This is a genomic window from Streptomyces sp. NPDC104313, assembly GCF_055583985.1.
The window spans coordinates 60,609-83,164 of the sequence record NZ_JBVJMW010000010.1 but is presented as its reverse complement, the minus strand read 5'-3'; the positions used below and the strand labels follow the sequence as shown (position 1 = coordinate 83,164).

Below are 22,556 nucleotides of genomic sequence, written 5' to 3'. Positions count from 1 at the left end.
GCCCGGCCGGCCGGGGCACGGGGACCTGGTACGGAGACCGCGGCGAGGTCGAGGCGGGCGCCCCTACCGAGGTTGACCTCGCCATAGGGCCGGTCATGGGGCCAGGACAAACCAAGGCGCGTCGCACCGGCGCTTGCCGGACACGAGCCGCTGCTCGTCCTTCAGCAGCGTCCGGTGCTCGACGAGTTCATCCAGGTCCAACGGAGTACGGGCCACGATCGCCGATCGTCCTCGCGGAGCCTCACCCACCGCAGCCGTACGGCCTCGGACTCACGCACACGGGTGACACCCTCGGAAGATCATCGCCGTTCGCGGCCGGTGACAGCGTTCTTACCGGCACCCCGAGTCCCACGAAGCAAGGCCCGTTCGCGGTGGCGCTCCCGGCAAAGACGGGTGAGCAGGCCCCGGTGCGCCCATCCGGTCCGGCGCAGCCCCGCCCAGACGCAGCAGGCGGCCAGACAGATCGCCAGCGCCACCGAGCCGGTCGCGGACGGGAGGGCGTTCATCATGGCCACCCCGGTCACCACGACGATAATTCCGTCGAACTGCCAGGCGACGACGCGCAGTCCGGACAGGTCGCCGAGGGGTGTGATGACCGGGAGAAGCAGTTCGAGCGGCAGGTGCAGCTTCATCTCCCGCAGGAACCGCGCGCCGAGCACCAGCACCACCGACGCCGCGACGAGCAGGGCCGTGCTCCCGGCCCGGCCATCGGAAAGGGGCCACCGGAGCAGGGCCACCAGGCCGCCGCCCAGGGACGTTCCGGCGGTCACGGCGACAACGGGCCAGGCCAGCGCCCGGGCGGGCAGCCCGCCCCACCGCTCACCGAACAGCGGGGCCAGCGTCAGCTCGTCGCGCAGACCCCGCCAGGTCTCGCCCACCCACCCGGACCCCAGGTACACCGCGACCGAGCCGACCGCCCACCACCACCATTCCGGGCCGGCTCCGGATCCGGCCGCCCCGTGGGTCAGCGAGGCGCCGCCGGCCGGCAGGAGCGTCACGGCCGCGGCCGCGCGTCCGGGCGTCCGCAGCGCCCGCACCACCCCTTGGGCGAGATACCCGCGCAGGAGTCCGTCGGTGCGGATCAGGGCGGAGGTGAACCCGCGCGGCTCCGGCCGGTACAGGTCGAGCGCGTGGTGGAGCGTGCCGGTCCAGGCGTACGCCTGGGCCTGGGAGGCGCGCGCCGACTCCCGTGCGAGGCGGGCGAGGTCGATCGCGGGCAGCGCGCGGAACGCCGCCGGTCCGATGGCCGCTGCCAGGACCGCCGGGAAGAGGGCGGCGAGCCAGTGACCGGGACGGCCGTCCGGAGCCGCGCCGCTCACCGCGGCCACGACGAGTGCCGAGGCGCCGACCGCACAGGCGAGCAGGAGGTTGTCGCGTACCGCCCGGACCTGACCCCACAGCCAGGCCGCCGCTGCGAGGGCACTGATCCCGGCCAGCAGCACGAGACCTGGCAGTGCGGTGCCGGGGCGGTCGAACAGGTCGGTCGCGAGGTATGCCGCCGAGCAGAGCACCAGCGCCGTGACCGTGCCCGCGCACGCCAGGCGGCGCCGGGCGATCGTGCCGAGGTAGTGGGTCGGCGAGAGGTCCGTGGACATGAGCACGTGCAGCAGGAACGGCTGGACCACCAGCGGACCCCAGAACCGCCCGGCGAGCTGGCCGCCCCAGCACATGGCCACCGCGAGCGCGCAGACCAGCGGCGCGGCCCCGACCGGGAAGCCCGCCAAGGACACGGCGAAGGGCGCCGGCGAAGTGCTCCGGGCGTGGACGACCGGCACCAGGTAGAAGGCGGTGAACAGCGCGAGGAGATAGGCGGGGTAGGCGCGGCCCCGCACCGTGGTCCTGCCGCCGCGCCGGGCGTAGCGCTGCCGTACGGCCTGGACGCGGGCGCGGGCGTCGGACGCGGGTGCGGCGACGGTCCGGGTCCTCGTCACAGGCTCACCCGGCCGTCCCGCACCGCCACCAACGCCTCCTCGTGCGTGGCCACCAGGAAGGCGGTGCCCTGCTCGGCCCGCTCGGTGAGCAGGGCGGCCACCAGGTCGACGCGGTCGCTGTCGAGGTGCCGTTCGGGCTCGTCGAGCAGGACGACGTCGGCGGGGCGGACCAGCGTCAGCGCCAGGCCGAAGAGCTGGAGCTGCCCGGACGAGACCTGATGGGGAAACCGCTCGCCCAGTGAGGCCAGTCCGAGCCGGTCGATGATCCGCCCGGCGCGTTCGACGGTGCTCGGGGAGTTGCCGTACCAGGAGGCGGCGACCAGGGTCACCTGCTCGCGCAGCGTCATGTCCCGGGCGTACGGGATCGGGTCGACGAGCGACGCGACAAGGCGGCGGTGCCGGGGCTTCGCCAGGTCGACGGGGTCCCCCAGCACCGAGCAGGTGCCGGCGGTCAGGGTCCGGCTGCCCAGGAAGGCGCGCAGCAGCGTCGTCTTGCCCGAGCCGTTACCGCCGGTGACACACCAGAACTCGCCCGGCATCACCGAGAACGTCGTCGGCGCGAGCAGTGTGGTGTCGCCCGGTGCGACGGTCGCGCCGTCCGCCGCGATGGCGGGAACCACCGTCATCTTCCCCTCCATCTTCCCCTCCGGAACCACCGTCGTTTCCCCGAAGCGCCGGGCCGGTCTCCTCACCGCGCACGCTACGCGGCGCACCGGCGGGCCGCGGACCCCGGGTCGTCGCCGGGGCCGGGCGCCGGTCCGCGGCCTGCCGGCCCACCGATCCGGTGATCGCCCGGCGCCGCGTACGTGGTGAGGGCCGCGGACACTGCCGCGCTCTCCGGCGTCCGTCAGCGGCCGGTCGGCCGGTTCCGCGTCGAGCGTCGAGGCAGCGAGTCCGAAGGCGCGGCCGACCTGCAGCGCCGGGTCGAGGCGCAGTTCGCGCCGGCGCAACGCCCTGACGGCCGCGACGAGTTCACAGCCCACGACGAGCCGGTACGCCTCGCACGCCCGCAGGGTCTGTCGTGCGGCCAGTGACGCGAAGCCGGCCTGCTCCTCGACACCCCGCGAGAGCACCGCATGACCGAGCGAGGCAGGCGCAGGCCGTGGCCGGAAGCCGCCTCCGTGGGCACGGCCTCATTCCGGTTCGCACCCACGCCGGTGGAACGACCATGGACGCGACCCCACGAGGCGATTTCCCGCGCGGCGTTCCAGGAGGCTTCCACGCGCTTCATTCCCTCGGCCGCCGGAACGGGCCGGGCGACGGATTCGGCCATTCGTACGACATCTGCGACCATCATGCGGCGGCCGTCCAGTATGACGGTCGCCCCGTTGCCGCCTACCGACCTGTCCGAGATATGAGACGACATCCGTAGCGATCTATCCCCTGCCGGGCAGCCTGTCTTGCCCTGCGGCCACTGGCAACCAGGGATTCACGCCCGCACGGCGACGACCCATTGACAACCTATTCAGTCACCGAGAACTCTGCATGATGATATGCAGCCGGGCAAGGGGCTCCTCATGATCCAGTTCGACCAGGCCCACAAACGCTTCCCGAACGGCACGACCGCGGTGCACAACCTCACGCTCGACCTGCCGGAAGGGGGCGTGACCGTCCTCGTCGGATCTTCCGGTTGCGGCAAGACGACCACGCTCCGCATGATCAACCGCATGGTCGAACCGACCTCCGGGACGATCAGAGTGGGCGGCGAGGACGTCCAGGAGCAGGACGCCGCCGAACTGCGCCGCTCCATCGGCTATGTCATCCAGCAGTCCGGGCTCTTCCCGCACCGCACCGTCCTGGACAACATCGCGACCGTACCGCTGCTGCTCGGCTGGGGCCGCAGGAAGGCACGGGCCCGGGCGGCGGAACTCCTGGAGACGGTCGGCCTCGCCGCCGACGCGCAGAAGCGCTACCCGCACCAGCTCTCCGGCGGCCAGCAGCAGCGTGTCGGCGTGGCCCGCGCGCTCGCGGCGGACCCGCCGGTCCTCCTGATGGACGAGCCCTTCGGCGCCGTCGACCCGGTGGTCCGCACCCAGCTTCAGGACGAACTGCTGCGGCTCCAAAGAGAGTTGAACAAGACGATCGTCTTCGTCACACACGACATCGACGAGGCCGTACGGCTCGGGGACCGGATAGCCGTCTTCCGTACCGGTGGCCATCTCGTCCAGTGCGCCGCCCCCGCCGAGCTCCTGGCCCGCCCCGCGGACGCGTTCGTCGCGGACTTCCTCGGCGCGGAGCGCGGCCTGAAGCTGCTGTCGCTGACGACGCTCGAAGAGGTCGCCCAAGGCCCCGCCCCCGAAGGTGGCCGCTGGCAGCTCACCCTCGACGCGGCCCGCAAGCCGCTGGCCTGGCACGACGCGGAGACGGACGCCCAGATGCCGGTCAGGCCCCTGCGGGACGCCGACTCGCTCCTCTCCGCGCTCAACGAGTCGATCGCCGCTCCGAGCGGTCTGGTCGCCCGGGTCGACGCGGACGGCGTCCTCACCGGCGTGACATCCCGCGAGGACATCCACGACCGCGCGGGCCAGGTGCACGGCGCGGCGAGCACGGCGACCGCGTGAGTGTCGACTGGTCGTGGATAGCCGACCACACCGACGATCTCACCGCCCTGACGCTCTCCCACCTCCAGGCCGCCCTGACCGCCGTACTCCTCGGTCTGCTCGTCTCGCTCCCCCTGGCCGTGGTGGCACACCGGGTTCGCAGGCTGCGCGGGCTGCTCCTCGGGCTTTCGAACGTCCTGTTCACGATCCCGTCCATCGCCGTGTTCGTCCTCCTCCTGCCGGTCAGCGGGCTCACCCGCACCACCACCGTCATCGGGCTGACGATCTACACGCTCGTCGTGCTCCTGCGGAACACCGTCGAGGGCCTGGACTCCGTCCCCACCCGGACGAAGGAAGCGGCGAAGGCGATGGGTTCACGGCCGTTGCGCACCCTGCTCACCGTCGAACTGCCCCTCGCGCTCCCCGTGATCATGGCAGGCGTGCGGATCGCGACGGTGATGGCTATCTCCCTGGTCTCCGTGGCCACGTACATCGGGGACGGCGGCCTCGGGCAGCTCTTCACCGACGGGTTCCAGCGCGACTTCCCCACCCCCGTCATCGCCGGCGTCGTCCTGACCCTGCTCCTCGCACTCGTCGCGGACGCCCTGCTCGTCACCCTCCAGTACGTCCTGACGCCGTGGACCCGCCGGCAGAAGCAGGGGGCCTGACCTCATGTACGAACTCCTCAAGGGCCTCGGCTCCTGGCTGGTCAGCGGTGAGCAGTGGACCGGCTCCGACGGCATCGGGCACCGCCTTGCCGAGCACCTCCAGTACTCACTGCTCGCCACCCTCGTCGCCGCCGCCATCGCCCTGCCGGTCGGCCTGCTCATCGGCCACACCGGGCGCGGCGCGTTCATCGCGATCAACCTGTCGAGCTTCGGGCGGGCACTGCCCACGGTCGGTCTCGTGGTCCTCGTCTTCCTCGCCAGTGGGCTGTCGATATGGCCGGTCTACATCGCCCTCGTGGCGCTCGCGGTCCCTTCCATCGTCACCAACACCTACGCCGGAATGACGGCTGTCGACCCGGAGGTGCGGGATGCGGCGCGCGGCCAGGGCATGCGCTGGCACCAGGTCCTCTTCCAGGTCGAACTGCCCCTCGCGCTGCCCCTCGTCATGACCGGGCTCCGGCTCGCGCTCATCCAGGTCGTCGCGACGGCGACCATCGCCGCGTACGTCTCCTTCGGCGGGCTCGGCCGGTACGTCTTCGACGGGCTCGCCCAGCGCGACCTCGTCGCGGTGCTCGGCGGGGCCGTGCTCGTGGCGCTCGTCGCCGTCGTCCTCGACCTCGCGCTCTCCGCCCTCCAGCGCGTCCTTTTCCGCCACCGCCCCGCCACGCGGGCCCAGGCCTAGGAGCCCCCCATGAACCGCAGAAATCTCCTCGGCGGACTCCTCGCCGCCGCCACCGTCCCCGCGCTCGCCTCGTGCGGCGGCGGCATCACCTCCCTCGACGGGGAGGGGTCCGGCGGCGGGGGCGGGGGCTCCAGCGAGGGCGGCGTCACCATCGGCACCGCCAACTTCACCGAGAACCAGGTCCTCGGGTATCTCTACGCCGCGGCCCTCGAAGCGGCCGGGGTAAGGACGAAGGTCCGCCCCAACCTGGGCACCCGCGAGATCCTCATCCCCGCGCTGAAGGGCGGCGACATCGATCTGCTGCCCGAGTACCAGGGCGCGCTGCTGCACTACCTCGACGCGAAGGCCACGGCCACCGAGGAGGGCACGACGCAGAACGCCCTCGCGATGCTCCTGCCGCGCGGCCTGCAGATCCTGCCCTACGGCGAGGCGGAGAACGCCGACGCCTTCGCCGTGACCAAGGAGACCGCCGAGGAGTACGGCCTGAAGTCCCTGGCCGACCTCGCGAAGCACAACGGCAGGCTCGTCATCGGCGCGGCCCCCGAGGTCAAGAAGCGCACGGTGGGCTCGGTGGGCCTCAAGGACGTGTACGGCGTGGAGTTCAAGGAGTTCAAGTCCCTCGACTCCTCGGGCCCGTTGGTCAAGGGAGCCCTCAAGAAGGGCGACGTGGACGTGGCGAACCTCTTCACCACCGACACCGACATCGCCGCCGAGGGCTGGGTCGTCCTCACCGATCCCAAGAACCTGATCCCCGGCCAGCACGTCGTTCCGCTCATCGCCGACCGCAAGGCCGACTCGACGGTCCGCAAGGCGCTCGCCCGCCTCGGCGCCGCGCTGACGACCGAGGACCTCACCGAGCTCAACCGCCTCGTGGACAAGGACCGCAAGGACACCGAGGACGTCGCGAACGACTGGGCGGCGGAGCACGGCATCAAGAAGTAGCCGCGGCCGGCGGGTCCTCCCCGCCGGCCGTCACCTCCGGGGCCCGGCCCATCACCTCCGGGGTCCAGCCGTCACCTCCGGGGTCCGGCCGCCGCGTAGACGGTGGTACCGGCCACCAGCAGGGCGCCGGCGGTCCAGGCGGCGGCCTGGGCATCGGGCGGAGCCAGCAGCCAGCCGCCGACCCCGCCCGGGTCGGGCGGCGCGAAGAGGGTGACGGCCGGCCAGCCGACGACCGGCGTCCAGGCGTACTCCGCACCGAACACGACGGCCCCGAGCGCGGCGAGACCGGTCAGCCCGGCGGCGTCCCGGAGCAGGAACACCGCTGTCACCGGGTCGCGCCCCGCCGTCTGAGCCGTCAGGAGCACGAGGGTGACGACGGAGGCGATCAGCAGGACATGCGCCGCCCGGAGCGAGGCCCAGCGGATCGCCGCCGTCCGGTCCAGCCCCACGTCCTGGCCACCGAGCCCGGGGGCCGCCGCGGCGACGGCGAGCGCCACCGACAGGACCGTCAGCCGCGGATCGGCGACCCCTTCGGCCGCCGCGCCCGCCCCGAGCAGCACCGCCGAGGCGAGGAACGCTCCAGCCGTGGCCGGGGCCCGGCGCGACCGCGCGTACAGCAGGAGACCGCTCGTCACCGCGCTCCCCCGGCCAGCTCGTCGGCCCAGGTGAACTCGCAGCCGAGGGCGGCTTCGCGCACCTCGGCGACCCGGCTCCGCTGCTTGTCCGGGGAGAGTGCCGTGAACTGCTTCCAAGCCTTCCCCATCGAGGCCCGGTAACCCTCGCGGTCGTACACATCGGCCTCGATGGGCCGGAACGTCCCCAGCGCCCAGCTCGCCAGCACACTCTGCACGACGAGCACCTCGTCGCCGCCGAACTCCCGGGAGGTGAGCGCCCGGCAACTCGGCGCGAGACCCTCGCCGACGAGGCGGCGCACCAGCTGGTCGCCCTTCGCCGTGTCGATCTGCGGGTCCTCGAAGCTGACGAGCACCGATGCCGGGGCGAGCCGGCGGTTCTCCCCCACAGCCCGGAGCGCGGTCTCCTCCCGCACCTGCCGGGGCGCCGCGTCGCCGAGCGCGGTGTCCAGGACCTCCAGGGCCCGGGTGGCGGAAGGCGCGAGGGCGTCGAGCCGGTGGCGGTGCACCTCGGTGACGCACACCGGCCCCTCGCACACCGGGGCGGCTGCCGCCGGGTCGACACGGTAGCCACCGCGTGCGTCGCCGGGCAGCACCAGCAGCGCCAGGGCGGCTCCGGCGAGCACGGGAGCCACGGCCGTCAGGCGGCCCCGCCGGCGGACCGCGCTCAGCAGCGCGAACCCGGTGGCCAGGAGACCGAGCAGCCACAGGGCCTGGCCCAGGTGCACGGCGCCGGTGAGGGTCAGCAGCACCTGACGCGGCCCGGCGACCGCCGGGGAGAGCTGCGAGAGCAGCTGGGATCCGACGCGAGCGCTCGGCAGTTCGCTGTCGGTCTGCTCCATCAGGAGCACCGTCACCGCGAGGAACAGGACCGCCACCGCCGGTGGGGTCAGCGGTGAGGGCAGGGCTCGTGCCACGCCCATGCCGAACACCGCGGCGGCCACCAGGGCGAGCAGGGCGACGGCCGAGATGGGCAGCCAGCCCAGGTGGGTGTACGAGGTCGGGCCGAGCGCCACCTGGACCCCGCCCCACAGCAGCAGCGCCCCGAACCCGGCGACCAGCGCCAGGGCGACCGCGGTGGCCGGGGCCGCCGCGCGCTGCCATCCGGGCCGGGGGGTGGCGGCCAGCAGTTCCGGCATCCGGGAGCGGTGGTCCCGCAGCCCGTACAGTGCCCCGATCCCGGCGACCAGGGGCCACAGATAGGCGAGCAGCCCCCGGGTCCACAGGGCCAGGGAGGTCCACTGGCCCGTCCAGTCCACCGAGGTGCCCCACCAGCTCCCGTCGATACCGTAGAGGAACGCGAACCCGCCGGTAGAGACGGTGAGGCCGGCCCAGGGGGCGGCGGAGCGCAGGAGTTCGGTGCGCAGGACGCGGAGGTTCACCAGCTGCCCTTCTCCTGGTCGGAGCCGGACAGGAGAGCGGAGTAGCCGCGTTCCAGGGGGCTGTCGCCCGGCTGGTCGGCGGTCCCGGCGGCGGCCAGCGCCTCCGGCGTCCCCTGGAAGACGAGCCGGCCCCGGTCGAAGAGCACCACATCGGTGCAGGCCGCAGCGACGTCCTCGACGAGGTGGGTGGAGACCAGCACGCAGCTCTCCCGGCCGAGCTCCTGGAGCAGGGCGCGGAACTGGAGGCGTTGTGCCGGGTCGAGGCCGACGGTCGGTTCGTCGAGCAGCAGCACCGAGGGGTCGTTGACAATGGCCTGGGCGATGCCGACGCGGCGCACCATTCCTCCGGAGAGCGCCTTCATCCGGCTGTCGGCCCGGTCCGCGAGTCCGACCCGTTCCACGGCGCGCTGTACGGCGCCGGGGATGTCCCGTGCGGGCATCTCCTTCAGCCAGGCCAGGTAGCTGACGAACTCACGGACGGTGAACCGCTTGTAGTAGCCGAACTCCTGCGGCAGATAGCCGATGCCCCGGCGCAGCTCGCGATGGCGGGCGCTGTCGCGGACGGAGTGGCCGAACAGTTCGAGGTCTCCCCCGGTGGGCCGGAGGACGGTGGCGAGCGTCCGGATCAGAGTGGTCTTTCCGGCGCCGTTGGGGCCGAGCAGGCCATGGGTTCCGGTGCCCAGGGAGAGGTCGAGGCCGTCGACGGCGAGCCGGTCGCGGCCCACCCTGACGGTGAGGCCGGTGGCATGGATCTCATGGGCGTAGACGCGTGGCGCGGTGTCGAGCGCGCCGGTCGGGACGGTCATGGGTCGCTCCTTGCGGGGGGTCATCGCAGGCTTTTGGGGGTGGTGTAGGCGCTGCGGCGGGCCAGGACGACGCCGACCGCGGCGGCGAGCGTCAGGGCCCAGAGCGGGAGGTGTTCGGGCCGCAGGAGGACGAGACGGCCCAGGGCCGCGGCCGGGACGAGGACCGCCCCGGTCCACAGCGCGCCGAGGGCGGCGGTGGCGCGGCCGACGCCGATGACGCTGCCGAGCGCCAGCGCCGTCGCGGTGAGGGCGAGGGAGGGCAGGAGCCACTGCGCGAGGGCGACGCCCGTCAGGAGCCCGGCGGCCAGGTGCACAGGGAGGACGACGGCGAGCACGGTCAGGGTGCGCCGCAACAGCAGGGAGAGCCCGGCGCGCGGGGTGACGGCGGTCAGTTCGAAAGCCGGGTCCAGTCCGCGCGACCAGGCCGCGGCGACTCCGGCGAGCGGAAGGACCGGCGCCAGCAGCAGGACGGTCGGCGCGCCCCGAGTCCAGCCCGCGGTACGGTCCAGCAGCACCGCGACGACGCTCACACCGATGACCATGGCGAGCCAGGGGCCCATGATCGCGGTGGCCCAGGTCATGGGGCGGCGGCGACGGCGCGGGGCGGGCGTCGAACGGTCCAGGTCCGGCTCCAGGCTGTCACGGACGGCGGTCAGCAGGGCGGTGACGGCGGGCACGTCGGCCACCGCGCCGGCCAGCCGGCCGCGACAGTCAGCGCACTGTTCCATATGGGCCTCCACGGCCCACAGTTCGTCTGCGGGCAGGTCGGTGTCTCCCCGCGCGTAGCCGGCGACCAGTCGGTCGGAGGGGTGCTCGACGCTCATACCAGTGCCCTTCTCATGGCGATACGGGCCCGGCGGGCCCGGGTCTTGACGGTGCCTTCGGGGAGGTCGAGCAGGACCGAGGTCTCCCGGACCGAGAGCCCGTCGAGCACCAGGGCCTGGAGCACCTGCCGCAGCTCCGGGGCGAGGGTCCGCAGGGCGTCCCCGACCTCTCCGCCGACTGCGGCGGCCAGGGCCTCGTCCTCGGCGGCCGGGGCGGTGGCACGTCCGGCGGCGGCGAGGGGCGGTTCGGCGTGGTGGGCTCGGCGGCGGAAGGCGTCGACCAGGCGGCGGGCCGCGATCGTCCAGAGCCACCCGGCGGCGCTCCCGCCGACGGCACTGCCGACGAAGGCGCCGGCGGCACGCCACACGGCGAGATAGGTCTCCTGCATGACCTCGGCGACGATCTGCTCGTCGGCGCACCGACGTCGCAGCCGTACCGCCAGCCAGGGCGAGGTGCGCCGGTACAGCTCGTCGAACGCGGTCCGATCTCCGTCGGCGATCAGACGGAGGAGGTGTTCCTCGGCCGCCGGCTCCGGAGGCCGCTTCTTTCGTAGTCTCACACCGGCCAGACGCGGGGGCGGGCCCCGCAGGTTCTCACCCGGGAGTGGCCTGTGTCACACCCGAGGGGTTGCCCTCGCGGACACCGGCCGCGGGCCCTTCGGCCGGGCCCGCTCCGAAAGCCCGCCGCCGGGGCCTGTCGTCGAACTGCCGCCTGCCGGGCGGCGGCGGCGGTTCGACGACAGGCGCTAGCGGCCGAGCAGTGCGGCGACGATGATCAGCACCGGGACCGCGAGCAGGGTGGACAGCAGGATCGACTCCCTGGCGAACCGCTCGGCGACACCGTAGTGCGAGGCGTACGTGAAGAGGTTCTGGGCTGCCGGGAGAGCCGCGATCACCACGACGGCGAGCAGCGCCTCGCCCCGCAGCCCGAACAGCCCCACGCCGACGGCCCAGGCGACGACCGGCTGGGCGACCGTCTTCAGCAGGGCGGACAGGTACAGCGCGACCCGGTCCTCCCCCCGGCCCGGACGCTCGCTTCCGTACAGGGATATCCCGAAGGCGAGGAGGACCGCGGGGACCGACATGTTGCCGATGAGGACGAGCGGTTCGAGCAGGGGTCCGGGCAGGGTCCGGCCGGACGCGGCCACGGCGACACCGGCCAGCGATCCGATCGCCATCGGGTTGCGCAGCGGGGTGGCCAGCCGCCGGACGACCGACACCGGCTTCCCGGGGCGACCGAGGTCGAGGACGGTCAGGGCCAGCGGGGTCACCACGATCTGCTGGAGGAGCAGCACCGGGGCGACGAGCGAGGCGTCTCCGAGGACGTAGACGGCGATGGGGATGCCCAGGTTCCCGGCGTTGACATAACTGGAGCACAGGGCACCGATCGTGACCCGCCCGGCCTCCCAGCGCAGGAACAGTCCGGCCACCACGGCGAAGACTCCGGCCGTGGCGGCCATGGCCATCGCGGTGACCAGCAGACGTTCCGACAGGACGACGGAGAGGTCCGCGCCCGCGAGCATCGTGAAGAGCAGGGCCGGGGTCGCCACGTTGAAGGCCAGCCGGGTCAGCACGGTACGGCCGTCCTGTCCCAGATATCCGCGGCGGCCCATGACGTACCCGACGGCGATGACGGTGGCGATCACCGTGAATCCGGTGAGGACTCCCTGCATGTCTTCCTTGCGGGTGGATCAGGTGCGGTGGGCGGCCGGACGGGTGGAACACCTGGTCGGTGCCGGACAGCGTCTCAGACCGGTGGTAGCGCCCCCGAGGCGGGTGGGGGACGTTCGGCGTTCGGCTGCGCAGGCTCCCGCCCCTCACCTGATCGGCGCTCTCGCCCGATGGGCGCTCTCACTCGATCGGTCCACCGTCGGGCGCCATCCGAACCCCGGCCACAACATCCCGATATGCCCCATTTCGTAAAACGCCTTAGCCTGCTGACACTGCTCGGATAGTCGACAGCCGGCACCGTCGGCGGAGGGCGAGCTTCCATGGCTGAACTACGCAAGAAGTCCGGACTGCTCGGCGAGATGTCCGCCGAGTTCGCGGGCACGATGATCCTCATCCTCTTCGGCTGCGGCGTCGTCGCCCAGGTGGTGGCGGGCGGAGCCCTGACGGATCCGGCCGGCGGGCTCGGTGACCACGACAGCATCGCCTGGGCGTGGGGGCTGGGCGTCACGCTCGGCGTCTATGTGGCGGCGCGGCTCAGTGGGGCCCATCTCAATCCCGCGGTGACGATCTCACTGGCCGCGTTCAAGGGGTTCCCGTGGAGGAAGGTGGCTCCGTACGCGCTGGCGCAGACGGCCGGTGCGTTCGTGGCCGCGCTCCTCGTCCGGTGGAACTACAGCGAGGCGCTGGCGAAGGCCGACCCGGGGCACACCACCAAGACGCAGACGGTGTTCTCCACCCTGCCGGCCAACGGCAATCCGGCGCTGCCGATCCATGAGTGGGGCGCGTTCCGCGACCAGGTCATCGGCACGGCGATCCTGCTGCTGCTGATCATGGCCATCACGGACATGCTGAACACCCCGCCCGGCTCGAACATGGGCCCGCTCATCATCGGCCTGGTCGTGGTCGCGATCGGCATGGCCTGGGGAACCAACGCGGGGTACGCGATCAACCCGGCCCGTGACTTCGGGCCCCGGCTGGCGAGCTTCCTCACCGGCTACGGCGGTGCGTGGCGGGACCAGTACGGGAATCTCTACTTCTGGGTGCCCATCATCGGCCCCCTGGTCGGCGGTCTGCTGGGCGCGGGGCTCTACAAGGCCTTCGTCGGACGCTTCCTGCCGTCCGCCGCACCCGAACCGCCGGGACGCGTCCCGGCCTCCAAGGACTGACCACAGCGGCCGGAGAGGCAGCACATCATGGCGGACTTCATCGGCGCGGTGGACCAGGGGACCACCAGCACCCGATTCATGATCTTCGATCACGGCGGCAACGAGGTCGCCAAGCACCAGTTGGAGCACGAGCAGATCCTCCCCCGCTCCGGGTGGGTGGAGCACGATCCCGTGGAGATCTGGGAACGCACCAACTCGGTGATGCAGAACGCCCTGCGGCACGGCGGCCTGTCGCCGACGGACCTGGTGGCCATCGGGATCACCAACCAGCGCGAGACCACGGTGGTCTGGGACCCGCGCAACGGGCGGCCCTACTACAACGCCATCGTGTGGCAGGACACCCGTACCGACGCCATCGCGGCGAACCTCGAACGCTCGGGGAAGGGCGAGGTCATCCGCCGCAAGGCCGGGCTGCCGCCGGCGACGTACTTCTCCGGCGGCAAGATCCAGTGGATCCTGGAGAACGTCGACGGCGTACGGGAAGCGGCCGAGGCCGGTCACGCGATCTTCGGCAACACGGACGCCTGGGTCCTGTGGAACCTGACCGGCGGCCCGAACGGCGGTATCCACGCCACCGACGTGACCAACGCCAGCCGCACCATGCTGATGAACCTGGAGACCCTCGACTGGGACGAGGAACTCCTGGGGTTCTTCGGCATCCCCCGGGCGATGCTGCCGAAGATCAACCCCTCGTCGCATCCGGAGGCCTACGGCTCCACCCGCACCTCCCGGCCGCTGAGCGCCGCCATCCCCATCGGCGGCGTCCTCGGCGACCAGCAGGCGGCCACCGTCGGCCAGGTCTGCTTCGCCCCCGGCGAGGCCAAGAACACCTACGGGACCGGCAACTTCCTGCTGCTCAACACCGGCACCGAGCTCGTCCGCTCGCAGCACGGGCTCCTCACCACGGTGGCCTACCAGTTCGGCGACAGTCCGGTGGTCTACGCGCTGGAGGGATCCATCGCGGTCACCGGGTCGGCGGTGCAGTGGCTGCGCGACCAGATGAAGATCATCAAGTCGGCGTCCGAGAGTGAGGAGCTGGCCCGGAGCGTCGAGGACAACGGCGGCATGTATTTCGTGCCCGCGTTCTCCGGCCTGTTCGCGCCGTACTGGCGGTCCGACGCCCGCGGCGCGATCGTCGGCCTGGCCCGGTACAACGACAACGCGCATCTGGCGCGGGCCACTCTGGAAGCCATCTGCTACCAGAGCCGCGATGTGGTCGAGGCCATGGAGCAGGACTCCGGGGTCCATCTCGACGTGCTCAAGGTCGACGGCGGGGTCACCGCCAACGACCTCTGTATGCAGATCCAGTCCGACGTCCTCGGCGTACAGGTCAGCCGTCCCGTCGTCGCCGAGACGACCGCTCTCGGCGCGGCCTACGCGGCGGGGCTCGCCACCGGCTTCTGGCAGAACACCGACGAGCTGCGCACCCAGTGGCACGAGTCGAAGCGCTGGTCGCCCCAGTGGTCCGAGGAGCAGCGCGCGGAGGGCTACGCGGGCTGGAAGCGGGCGGTGGAGCGCACCCTCGACTGGGTGAAGGTCCCCTGACCCGCTCCGACGGCGCGACGGTCCGACCGAGGCTCGTTCAGGTGTTCTCCGGCATGCGTTTGTCCGGCATGCTGGAGAACACCTGACGAGGAGGCCACCTGGTGTACGCGGACCCCATGGCACGGGCGGTGGTGAGACCCGCCGTGGTCGAGTTGCTCCAACGCTTCCCTCGTGGGCGGGAGTTCAGCACCACCGTTTCGTTCGGTGGAGACGATTTCACGCTCTGCGCCGATGTCCGGGTGAAGCGCACCGCCCCCGGGCTCGCGAAGGTCTCGCTGGCCTGTTGGGTCGTCAACAGGGACACCGCCCGCTACCTCGGCGGCAACCCCCCGCTCGAGGACGAATCCCTCCTGCCTCCGGAAGGCACCGCTGTCCCGGACGCGTCGCTGACCGCGCGTGTGATCGGTTGTCTGGCCACGCGCATGAACTCCCGCACCACCCCTCGGCCGGACGGTGATGACCACCTCGCCATCGATGTTCCCACCACCACCGTCGCCGCCGCCGGCTGATGACTCCGCCGGGCCGGCCCGGCGGAGTCCAGGGCAGGGGCGGGCCCGTAACCCGTGGCGAGATCCGGTCCGGGTCCGGGGGCCCGGGTCCGGGGGGCGGGTAGGCGCAGCGGGCGGCCCGGGCGCCATCGCATAGGTTTGGCCGTCCCATCCGTCCCATCCGATGCATCGCAACGAGGATCGACCCATGCGCAGCGGTACCAGGATCCGCCTGATAGAGCCCACCGACGCCGCGCCGATCGCCGCGCACCGAGTGCGGGACGCCGAGGCCTTCCGGCCGTGGGAACCGGCCCAGCCGTCCGACTACTTCACCCCGGAGGGCCAGGCGGAGCGGATCGAGGGCCTGCTGGCCGGTTACCGGGCCGGCACTCTCTGGCCGGGCGTGGTGCTCGCCGACGACCAGGTGGTCGGACAGGTAACGGTGGGAGGCATCCTGCCGCAGCCACATCTGCGCCGCGGCTCCGTCGGCTACTGGATCGCCTCCGTCGCCCAGAATCAGGGGCACGCCGGGAACGCCGTCGGGCTCGCGCTCCGGGTGATGACGGACCAACTCGGCCTGCACCGCGCCGAGGCGTCCACCAACCTGGAGAACCTGCCGTCGCAGCGGGTGCTGCGCCGCAACGGGTTCACCCCGTACGGTGTCGCACACTCGGCGATCTTTCTCGACGGAAGCTGGCGGGACGGACTGCTGTGGGAGCGGATCCTCGGCGACTGAGCAGGTCACGGGAGGCCGGGCAGAGAGGGACGCGTCCCCCGGCCGCGCTTGGATGTAGGCCACTAAGTTGATTAGTATGCGTGGCTCGGCCTCCGTACGGCCGGCCGCCCGCCCGGGCCGTCGGTGGAGGTGTCGCTGAAGCCGCGTTCCCACAGCGGTACTTGACGGTCCCCGGGCCGTCGGACAGCGGCCGAGGAAGAAGGAGCTCGCCACAGTGGCGTCCCACCGTCGTCCCAAGCAGCCCAGCCACGGATACACCTCCGTGCTCACCGCGACCGCGGCGGTGACGGTCGTCCTGTCGGCGCAGTCGGCCTCGGCCGATCCCCTGCCGGACCCGAACAAGAAGGGTGTACAGGCGCAGGTCGACCGGCTGTACGAGGAGGCCACCCAGGCCACGGAGAAGTACAACGGGGCGAAGGAATCGGCCGGACAGCTGCAGAAGGAGGCCGACCAGCTCCACGAGGAGGTCGTCCGTAAGCAGACGGCCCTCAACGAGCTGCGACAGCAGCTCGGTTCGGCGGCCACGGCGCAGTACCGCAGTGGTGGCCTCGACCCCTCCATCCAGCTGCTGCTCTCGGCCGACCCGGACGCCTACCTGGACAAGGCCTCGGGCCTCGACCGGCTCAGCGCACGGCAGTCGGACACGCTCCAGCAGTTCCTCTCGCAGCAGCGCGCCCTGCAACAGCAGCGCACTCAGGCCGCGGAGAAGCTCGACAGCCTCCAGGGCACCCGCAAGGAGCTGGGGAGCAAGAAGAAGGAGATCCAGGGCAAGCTGGCGGAGGCGCAGCGGCTCCTCAACACGCTGACGGCCGAGGAGCGGGCCGAGCGGGTCGACAAGGAGGAGCGGGCCAACCGGGCGAGCGAGCGGGTCGAGCTGGGCAACGAGGCCAGTGCGTCCGGACGTACGGCCGCGGCGTTCAACGCGGCGAAGAGCAGGGTCGGTATGCCGTACGTGTGGGGCGCCACCGGTCCCGGGTCCTTCGACTGCTCCGGTCTGACCTCCTGGGCGTTCCAGCAGGCCGACGTCTCGCTGCCCCGTACGTCGCAGGCCCAGGCCAACGTCGGCACCCGGATCAATTCGATCGGTGCGCTCAAGCCCGGCGACCTCGTCATCATGCGCACCGACCTGAGCCATGTGGGCTTCTACGCCGGGAACGGGCAGATACTCCACGCGCCGAAGCCCGGCGCTCAGGTGCGGTACGAGTCGATGGCCCGCAGTGGGATGCCCTTCATGTGGGGCGTACGGATCTGAGGCCGTCGGCCGGTTCGCGGCCGACGGGTGTCACCCGAGTCCGGCGTGGCAGGTCAGCAGTACGGGGAGCACGGGCGTGATCAGGGCGCCCGTGCCGAGCGCGCAGCGCAGGGCGGGATGTGCGCGGTGCGCGGGGGCCAGCACGCGCCGGAGACGGACCAGCGCCGTCCGGCCACCCGCCGCCAGGGCGCCGTTCGGCGCCTCGCCCGCCGCCAGGGTGAACATGGCGGCTGCCAGCGCACCGCGCGGGCAGCGGCGCAGTGCGTGGTCGTCGGCGGCCATCTCCAGCAACAGGGGTATCTGCTGCTGGAGATGGCGGGCGAGCGGCACACCGGGGAAGACCCGGGTGAAGGCATGGGCGGCCGCGAGGACGAGGTGGTGTCGGCCGCGGATGTGGGCCCGCTCGTGTTCGACGACGGCGTCGAGTTCGCCGCCGGACAGGAGGCCGACGGCCCCGCTGCTGATGACGATCCTCGGATGGCGGCCGGGCAGGCAGTAGGCGGCGGGCTCGGCGTGCTCCAGCACGGTGGCCCGCGAACAGGCCGACCGGCGGCCGACCTTGTCCAGGATCCCGCGGTGTCGGGCGCGGGCGGCGTATGCCCGCACGGTGTGTTCGGCGAAGCCGGCGAGGTGGGCGGCGACCAGGACGACGGCGGCGAGCCCCAGGTCCGGCGGGAGGCCGCCGCCGGACGGGCCGAGGCCCAGGGCCGAGCGGCAGGAGTAGAGGATGCCGTGCAGGTGTGCGCCCGGGGTGGTGAGGTGCAGGGCGGCCAGGGCGACGCAGACGGAGAAGGACGCCGCCAGCGCGAACCACACGGCGACCGCCAGCAGCGGTGACCGCTGGGGCCAGCTGCTGCGGAGCAGCGCGCGCGGGGCCAGGACGCCGACCGTCGCCGCGTAACCGAGGTAGAAGGGGGCGGCGTTCACAGCTCGCCGTCGCGGCCCGTAGCACGCAGCGCCTCGCGGAGCGCGGCGACTTCCTCCTCCGTCATCCGCTCCACGAAGTGCACCAGCGCCGCCGAGCGGTCCCCGCTCGCTCCCAGGGCGTCCTCCATCAGGGCGGCGGAGTAGGCCTCGCGACTGCGGACCGGCGTGTAGAGCCAGGCCTGCCCCCGCTTCTGCCGGGTCAGCCAACCCTTGTTGTAGAGGATGGTGGCCACGGTCATCACCGTCGTGTAGGCGGCCGGACGGCGGAGGTTGATGTCGTCGACCACCTCACGGACCGTCGCCGGCCTGTCCCACTTCCACAGACAGCCCATGATTTCGGCTTCGAGCTCTCCGAGCCGTCGCATTCCCCGTCCCCTGATTCCGTGCGTCTTCACGCGCCCGGGAAGCATAGTAGGTTCACGCTCCGCCCCCTCCGTGCCGGACCGTAGCGCGGGGCGCGGGCGCCGCGAAGCGGGACGTCCCGGGCGCACGCGCGACGCCGGTCGGACGCCGCGGGGCGGACGGTGGCGGCACTACATCAGGCGTGGCCGCCGCCGGGGCCGTCGCCTTCGGCCGTGGCGGTGCCGGCGGGCCGCAACTGCTGGATCCTGCGAGCTTCGTTGACCATCGTCAGCAGCGCGTCGAGGCTCGCGGCCGACAGTCCGTCGGCGCGCAGCGCCAGGTTCCGTACGCGCACATCGCGCAGGGCCGACGCGAGAGCCAGCTGCGTGCTGACGCGTTCAGCCACCTCGTCGTTCAGGAAGTACTCCGGCGGAACCCCGAAGAACGTGGCCAGGACGTCCAGTTGCTTCAGGCTCACGTTGCGCTTCTTCCCCGTGGCGAGCTCCCACAGATACGTCCCCGAGATGGCTCCCCCGGTGACTTCGCAGATCTCTCTGGCCAGCCGGGCGTAGCCGGGGCGCTTGCGCTCGTCCGGATAGTGCGTGGTGATCAGCTCGTTGAGCCGCTGCTGAAGCTTCCGCGACAGCGGTCTGCCGCCGGTGGGGAGTTCCGGTTCGCTGGTACCCATAGGACGTCCTCGCGGAAGGCGGCACGTTCGGGGAGACATCGAAACAGGCGCCCGCTCACGTTGACAAGGACAGGTGGGAGCCATGGGCGACGCGGTGGCCGGATCATTTCGCCCGGCCCCTTCGCCCGGGCGCCGGCGCGATCCGTCACGGGCTCGCAGGGGTGAACGGGCGGCCCTCCGACGGGGATCAGATTCACGCCATCCGCGTCAGCGGACAGATTGACCCTCTCTTGTCCGCTGTGCGACGCTCGCGCGGCACGAGCGACTGCGCATCCATCGCATCTGGTTCCACCGCTCCATGAACCCGCCCCTCGCAGGAAGGTGCGTCCGGCAACGTGATGGACATCGAGCACTTACCGACAGAGGCCGTGCCGCTGGACGTTCCGCGGACCACGCAGACGCCCCGTCTGTCGGGCAGGAACGACGAGCACGCCCGCGTACTGCGCGAGGCTTCCGGCCCGCTGCCACCGATCGTCGTCCACCGCGCCACCATGCGGGTCATCGACGGCGCGCACCGTGTGCACGCCGCCCGGCTCCGGGGCGCACGGGAGATCCTTGCGCGGATGTTCGACGGTGACGAGCGGGACACGTTCGTCCTGGCTGTTCGGGCCAACACCACGCACGGGCCGCCCCTGACGCTCGCCGACCGCACCGGCGCCGCCGCGCGCATCGTCCGCTCGCACCCGCACCGGTCCGACCGGGCCATCGCAGCCGAGACAGTGACTGTCCGAGCACACCGTGACTGTCCGAGCACACCGTGGCCGGGGTGCGCCGGCTCGCGCGGCCACCCGCATCACCAACGCTCCGCCACACGACTCCGATCCACATCCGCCCGAGACCGAGAACCGTATGCCCGCCTGAAGCCGCGCAAGCCGGTGTCAGGTCCCGATGCAGGAGGTTGCCCAGCCATGGCCGGAGCCAAGAACGGCGTGTTCGCCGAGAAGATATCCCCGTATCTGCGACAGAAGATGGCGGAGGAGAAGTACCCTGGAGAGCTGTCCTTCCTGGACCTGCAGTACGTCGTGGATCCGTCGGAAGCCGTTGACCGGGCCCACGAGGTCGACAGGCACTACCAGTCGGAGCTGCGCACCACCTTCGAGGGTGCGGAGCTCAAGGGCGTGGAGAAGCTGTACCGCAGGACCCTCCTCGTCGAACCCACCACGATCTGCGCCGCGCACTGCCGCTGGTGCATTCGCGGCCAGTACACGACGCGGACCCTGTCCGAGAACGACCTGGAACGCGTCGCCCGGTACTGCGGCTCGGCCCCGGAGAACGCGGCGGTACGAGAAGTCCTGGTCACAGGCGGTGATCCGCTGGTCCTGGTCGACCGCCTGGCCTTCCTGCTCGACGCGATCGAGGAGCACGCGCCCCAGGTGGAAGTCGTCCGGATCGGCACCCGCGTACCCCTCCAGGACCCCCGCCGTGTCGACGAGCGGATGATCCGCGCGCTGCGTCCCCGCTCGACGTTCCGGGTGGAGATCGCCACCCACATCAACCATCCGGGAGAGCTGTTCCCCGAGGTGCGGGACGCGTACGCGGCTCTGCGGTCGGCGGGCGCCCGCGTCTACGACCAGACGGTGCTGCTGCGTGGTGTGAACGACGACCTGGACACGCTGATCACGCTGTACGACGAACTCCGCCGCCTCGACATCGAGGCGCACTACCTCTTCCACTGCGTCCCCATCCGCGGCATGGATCACCACCGGACCTCCATCGCCCGGGGACTGGACCTCTTCCGGCAGCTCGTGGTCTCCGGTATGACGTCCGGGCGGGCCAAGCCGCACTTCACGCTGATGACCGACGTGGGGAAGGTCTCCCTGTACGAGGGGGCCGTCATCGGCCGTGAGGACGATCGGGTACTCGTGCAGACCGGCTACTCCTACGAGGAACGCCGGCGCTGGGCGCCCGCCTGGGTTCTCCCGCCCTCGGCGCGAGTCGACGAGAACGGGTTCCTCCAGGTCTGGTACCTGGACAGCGACGGCGGGAAGGCGGACCACTGATGCCCACCCTGTGGCTCGGCAACGCCTGCGCCGAGCACATGGTCGACCGCATGGACCTCCTCACCGAGGAGGACCGCCGCGGGCTCCTCTTCACGATGAAGAGGCTGGCCTGGTTCCTGCGTGACGGCGATGCGCTCGTCCTCCCCCGCCCCCTGTCCCGAAGCTTCCTCCAGCACGTCGCGCGGCACACCGGGCTGGACCTGTCGAGCATCCACCTCGTCAGTCCGGACGCCGACCTCCTCACACAGGATCAGCTGCACAGTGCCGAGGTGCTGGGCCCGCTCCGGGGCCTCGTGACCCCGCAGTGGGAGTTCTGCCCGTACATGTACGACCGTGGCGCCGTGACGTTCGCCCAGGCGCTCGGTGTGCGTACGGCCGACAGGCCGGACTTCCTCGCGGAGGGCGGCGCGGAGCTGTTCAACAGCAAGGTGGTGTTCCGGGCCCTCGCGGCCGGGGCGGGCTTCTCCATCCCGGCGGGCATGCCCTGCCGGACCACCAACGACCTGACGCACTCGGTGACGCGACTGCTGTCGCGGGGTGCGTCGGTGATCGTCAAGCGGGACCGGGCGGTCAGCGGCCACGGGAACGTCGTCGTCACCATGGACCCGGACCTGGAGGTCACCGGAGCGATGGCGACGATCCGCCCGACGGATCCCCGGGACCTCGACGAGGTCCTCGCCTTCGCGGGCCTCACCGACTCCCACGCTCCCCGGGGCGAGGTGGTCGTCGAGGAGTTCCTGCCCGGATGCCGGTCGGTCTACGTCGAAGTCCTCTGTCCCGAGGACGGCGAACCGACCGTCGTCAACTCCGGCCGGCTGCGCTCGGCGCAGGACCCGCCGGTTCTCGTCGGGCTCGAACTGCCGCTGACGTCGCTTCCCCCGCACGTGTGGAGGGAGCTGTCCCAGGAATCGCTGCGGATGGCCCGGCTGATGCGGCAGTTGGGATACACCGGCCTCGCCAACATCGACGCGGTGATATCGCCGGCGGGCGAGATCTGGTTCAACGAGGTGAACGCCCGCCTCGGCGGCAGCACCCATCTCCACCGCATCGCCGAGACCCTCGTCGGCCCGGGCTGGTCCGACGGCCATGTCCTGCTCAGCCGCTTCGGCGTCGTGGCCCCGCCCCTGCGGATTCTGCTCGGGGAGCTGGAGGCCAACGCGCTGGCCTGGGACCCGGGCACCGGTCGCGGCATCGTGATCTCTTCGGACGACACCGACGTCAGCGGCACGGTCGAGTACGTCGTCCTGGCGCCCACCTGGGACCGTGCGCTGGCCCTGGAGGCCGGGCTGGAGAAGGTCCTGGCCAACGCGCGGCCCGGCGTCGGCGCCTGATCG

The 22,556-nt window shown here is 71.9% G+C and carries 23 protein-coding genes and 1 pseudogene; 11 read left to right on the top strand and 13 right to left on the bottom strand.

The features are described from left to right. Positions 1-93: 93 nt before the first annotated feature. From ACZ60Q_RS23310 to ACZ60Q_RS23295, 4 genes and pseudogenes are all read right to left on the bottom strand, one after another. Positions 94-216, bottom strand: a complete 123-nt coding sequence (locus tag ACZ60Q_RS23310; protein WP_469637810.1) for a hypothetical protein — start codon at positions 214-216, stop codon at positions 94-96. An 83-nt stretch (positions 217-299) separates the two neighbouring features. Next, the gene (locus ACZ60Q_RS23305) at positions 300-1,931 is read right to left on the bottom strand and encodes a hypothetical protein (protein ID WP_469637807.1); all 1,632 of its coding nucleotides are present in this window, start codon (positions 1,929-1,931) and stop codon (positions 300-302) included. Then, entirely contained in the window at positions 1,928-2,557 is a 630-nt protein-coding gene (locus tag ACZ60Q_RS23300) for an ABC transporter ATP-binding protein (protein WP_469638316.1), read from the bottom strand. The genes ACZ60Q_RS23305 and ACZ60Q_RS23300 overlap by 4 nt, the downstream gene beginning before the upstream one ends. Positions 2,558-2,773: 216 nt before the next feature. Then, positions 2,774-3,034, bottom strand: a pseudogene (locus ACZ60Q_RS23295) (aromatic amino acid lyase); the annotation flags it as partial. 390 nt (positions 3,035-3,424) lie between these two features. On the opposite strand from ACZ60Q_RS23295, the gene ACZ60Q_RS23290 reads away from it, so the two are divergent. The 4 genes from ACZ60Q_RS23290 to ACZ60Q_RS23275 are packed head-to-tail and all read left to right on the top strand — an operon-like array spanning position 3,425 to position 6,763. Next, positions 3,425-4,492, top strand: coding sequence for an ABC transporter ATP-binding protein (locus ACZ60Q_RS23290; protein ID WP_469637804.1), 1,068 nt, complete (start codon positions 3,425-3,427; stop codon positions 4,490-4,492). Then, positions 4,489-5,139, top strand: coding sequence for an ABC transporter permease (locus ACZ60Q_RS23285; protein ID WP_469637801.1), 651 nt, complete (start codon positions 4,489-4,491; stop codon positions 5,137-5,139). The genes ACZ60Q_RS23290 and ACZ60Q_RS23285 overlap by 4 nt, the downstream gene beginning before the upstream one ends. A 4-nt stretch (positions 5,140-5,143) precedes the next feature. Beyond that, on the top strand, positions 5,144-5,821 hold the full coding sequence (locus ACZ60Q_RS23280) for an ABC transporter permease (protein ID WP_469637798.1): 678 nt from the start codon (positions 5,144-5,146) through the stop codon (positions 5,819-5,821). Between the two features lie 9 nt (positions 5,822-5,830). After that, positions 5,831-6,763, top strand: a complete 933-nt coding sequence (locus tag ACZ60Q_RS23275) for an ABC transporter substrate-binding protein (RefSeq protein WP_469637795.1) — start codon at positions 5,831-5,833, stop codon at positions 6,761-6,763. A gap of 71 nt (positions 6,764-6,834) precedes the next feature. On the opposite strand, the gene ACZ60Q_RS23270 is transcribed toward ACZ60Q_RS23275, so the two are convergent. The 6 genes from ACZ60Q_RS23270 to ACZ60Q_RS23245 all read right to left on the bottom strand — a co-directional run bounded on the left by ACZ60Q_RS23270 (position 6,835) and on the right by ACZ60Q_RS23245 (position 12,080). Continuing rightward, positions 6,835-7,398 (bottom strand): hypothetical protein, encoded by a 564-nt coding sequence (locus ACZ60Q_RS23270; protein ID WP_469637792.1) that lies wholly within the window; start codon positions 7,396-7,398, stop codon positions 6,835-6,837. Beyond that, the gene (locus tag ACZ60Q_RS23265; RefSeq protein ID WP_469637789.1) at positions 7,395-8,777 is read right to left on the bottom strand and encodes a hypothetical protein; all 1,383 of its coding nucleotides are present in this window, start codon (positions 8,775-8,777) and stop codon (positions 7,395-7,397) included. The genes ACZ60Q_RS23270 and ACZ60Q_RS23265 overlap by 4 nt, the downstream gene beginning before the upstream one ends. Continuing rightward, positions 8,774-9,583 (bottom strand): ABC transporter ATP-binding protein, encoded by an 810-nt coding sequence (locus ACZ60Q_RS23260; RefSeq protein ID WP_469637786.1) that lies wholly within the window; start codon positions 9,581-9,583, stop codon positions 8,774-8,776. Before ACZ60Q_RS23260 ends, ACZ60Q_RS23265 begins: the two co-directional genes overlap by 4 nt. A gap of 20 nt (positions 9,584-9,603) precedes the next feature. Next, a complete protein-coding gene (locus tag ACZ60Q_RS23255) occupies positions 9,604-10,407 on the bottom strand; it encodes a zf-HC2 domain-containing protein (protein WP_469637783.1) in 804 nt (267 codons plus the stop codon). Next, positions 10,404-10,967: an RNA polymerase sigma factor gene (locus ACZ60Q_RS23250; RefSeq protein ID WP_469637780.1), complete on the bottom strand. Its 564-nt coding sequence runs from the start codon at positions 10,965-10,967 to the stop codon at positions 10,404-10,406. The genes ACZ60Q_RS23255 and ACZ60Q_RS23250 overlap by 4 nt, the downstream gene beginning before the upstream one ends. A 186-nt stretch (positions 10,968-11,153) precedes the next feature. Beyond that, positions 11,154-12,080, bottom strand: a complete 927-nt coding sequence (locus tag ACZ60Q_RS23245) for an AEC family transporter (protein WP_469637777.1) — start codon at positions 12,078-12,080, stop codon at positions 11,154-11,156. A gap of 318 nt (positions 12,081-12,398) precedes the next feature. Between ACZ60Q_RS23245 and ACZ60Q_RS23240 the strand changes: the two genes are divergently transcribed. From ACZ60Q_RS23240 to ACZ60Q_RS23220, 5 genes are all read left to right on the top strand, one after another. Continuing rightward, entirely contained in the window at positions 12,399-13,244 is an 846-nt protein-coding gene (locus ACZ60Q_RS23240; protein ID WP_469637774.1) for an MIP/aquaporin family protein, read from the top strand. A gap of 27 nt (positions 13,245-13,271) precedes the next feature. After that, positions 13,272-14,789 carry a glycerol kinase GlpK gene (gene glpK / locus ACZ60Q_RS23235; protein WP_469637771.1) on the top strand — a complete coding sequence of 506 codons (1,518 nt, stop codon included), beginning with the start codon at positions 13,272-13,274 and terminating at the stop codon, positions 14,787-14,789. 101 nt (positions 14,790-14,890) lie between these two features. Further along, complete coding sequence (locus ACZ60Q_RS23230; RefSeq protein WP_469637768.1) at positions 14,891-15,298, top strand: hypothetical protein; 408 nt, start codon at positions 14,891-14,893, stop codon at positions 15,296-15,298. A 187-nt stretch (positions 15,299-15,485) separates the two neighbouring features. Further along, positions 15,486-16,013, top strand: a complete 528-nt coding sequence (locus ACZ60Q_RS23225) for a GNAT family N-acetyltransferase (protein ID WP_469637765.1) — start codon at positions 15,486-15,488, stop codon at positions 16,011-16,013. 214 nt (positions 16,014-16,227) lie between these two features. Further along, entirely contained in the window at positions 16,228-17,265 is a 1,038-nt protein-coding gene (locus tag ACZ60Q_RS23220) for a C40 family peptidase (RefSeq protein WP_469637762.1), read from the top strand. A gap of 30 nt (positions 17,266-17,295) precedes the next feature. On the opposite strand, the gene ACZ60Q_RS23215 is transcribed toward ACZ60Q_RS23220, so the two are convergent. The 3 genes from ACZ60Q_RS23215 to ACZ60Q_RS23205 all read right to left on the bottom strand — a co-directional run bounded on the left by ACZ60Q_RS23215 (position 17,296) and on the right by ACZ60Q_RS23205 (position 19,222). Beyond that, entirely contained in the window at positions 17,296-18,192 is an 897-nt protein-coding gene (locus tag ACZ60Q_RS23215) for a M56 family metallopeptidase (protein WP_469637759.1), read from the bottom strand. After that, positions 18,189-18,557, bottom strand: coding sequence for a BlaI/MecI/CopY family transcriptional regulator (locus ACZ60Q_RS23210; RefSeq protein ID WP_469637756.1), 369 nt, complete (start codon positions 18,555-18,557; stop codon positions 18,189-18,191). The genes ACZ60Q_RS23215 and ACZ60Q_RS23210 overlap by 4 nt, the downstream gene beginning before the upstream one ends. Before the next feature lie 173 nt (positions 18,558-18,730). Continuing rightward, a complete protein-coding gene (locus ACZ60Q_RS23205) occupies positions 18,731-19,222 on the bottom strand; it encodes a hypothetical protein (RefSeq protein ID WP_469637753.1) in 492 nt (163 codons plus the stop codon). A 908-nt stretch (positions 19,223-20,130) separates the two neighbouring features. On the opposite strand from ACZ60Q_RS23205, the gene ACZ60Q_RS23200 reads away from it, so the two are divergent. Both ACZ60Q_RS23200 and ACZ60Q_RS23195 read left to right on the top strand, forming a co-directional pair. Beyond that, positions 20,131-21,222, top strand: a complete 1,092-nt coding sequence (locus ACZ60Q_RS23200) for a radical SAM protein (RefSeq protein ID WP_469637750.1) — start codon at positions 20,131-20,133, stop codon at positions 21,220-21,222. After that, a complete protein-coding gene (locus tag ACZ60Q_RS23195; RefSeq protein WP_469637748.1) occupies positions 21,222-22,553 on the top strand; it encodes a preATP grasp domain-containing protein in 1,332 nt (443 codons plus the stop codon). Before ACZ60Q_RS23200 ends, ACZ60Q_RS23195 begins: the two co-directional genes overlap by 1 nt. Positions 22,554-22,556 lie beyond the last annotated feature (3 nt).

Excerpts from the sequence above, each read along its gene's own strand:
- ACZ60Q_RS23300 (WP_469638316.1), bottom strand. The coding sequence starts at position 2,557 with ATGACGGTGGTTCCCGCCATCGCGGCGGACGGCGCGACCGTCGCACCG.
- ACZ60Q_RS23290 (WP_469637804.1), top strand. The coding sequence starts at position 3,425 with ATGCAGCCGGGCAAGGGGCTCCTCATGATCCAGTTCGACCAGGCCCAC.
- ACZ60Q_RS23280 (WP_469637798.1), top strand. The coding sequence starts at position 5,144 with ATGTACGAACTCCTCAAGGGCCTCGGCTCCTGGCTGGTCAGCGGTGAG.
- ACZ60Q_RS23275 (WP_469637795.1), top strand. The coding sequence starts at position 5,831 with ATGAACCGCAGAAATCTCCTCGGCGGACTCCTCGCCGCCGCCACCGTC.
- ACZ60Q_RS23260 (WP_469637786.1), bottom strand. The coding sequence starts at position 9,583 with ATGACCGTCCCGACCGGCGCGCTCGACACCGCGCCACGCGTCTACGCC.
- ACZ60Q_RS23255 (WP_469637783.1), bottom strand. The coding sequence starts at position 10,407 with ATGAGCGTCGAGCACCCCTCCGACCGACTGGTCGCCGGCTACGCGCGG.
- ACZ60Q_RS23245 (WP_469637777.1), bottom strand. The coding sequence starts at position 12,080 with ATGCAGGGAGTCCTCACCGGATTCACGGTGATCGCCACCGTCATCGCC.
- ACZ60Q_RS23240 (WP_469637774.1), top strand. The coding sequence starts at position 12,399 with ATGGCTGAACTACGCAAGAAGTCCGGACTGCTCGGCGAGATGTCCGCC.
- glpK (WP_469637771.1), top strand. The coding sequence starts at position 13,272 with ATGGCGGACTTCATCGGCGCGGTGGACCAGGGGACCACCAGCACCCGA.
- ACZ60Q_RS23225 (WP_469637765.1), top strand. The coding sequence starts at position 15,486 with ATGCGCAGCGGTACCAGGATCCGCCTGATAGAGCCCACCGACGCCGCG.
- ACZ60Q_RS23210 (WP_469637756.1), bottom strand. The coding sequence starts at position 18,557 with ATGCGACGGCTCGGAGAGCTCGAAGCCGAAATCATGGGCTGTCTGTGG.
- ACZ60Q_RS23205 (WP_469637753.1), bottom strand. The coding sequence starts at position 19,222 with ATGGGTACCAGCGAACCGGAACTCCCCACCGGCGGCAGACCGCTGTCG.
- ACZ60Q_RS23200 (WP_469637750.1), top strand. The coding sequence starts at position 20,131 with ATGGCCGGAGCCAAGAACGGCGTGTTCGCCGAGAAGATATCCCCGTAT.
- ACZ60Q_RS23195 (WP_469637748.1), top strand. The coding sequence starts at position 21,222 with ATGCCCACCCTGTGGCTCGGCAACGCCTGCGCCGAGCACATGGTCGAC.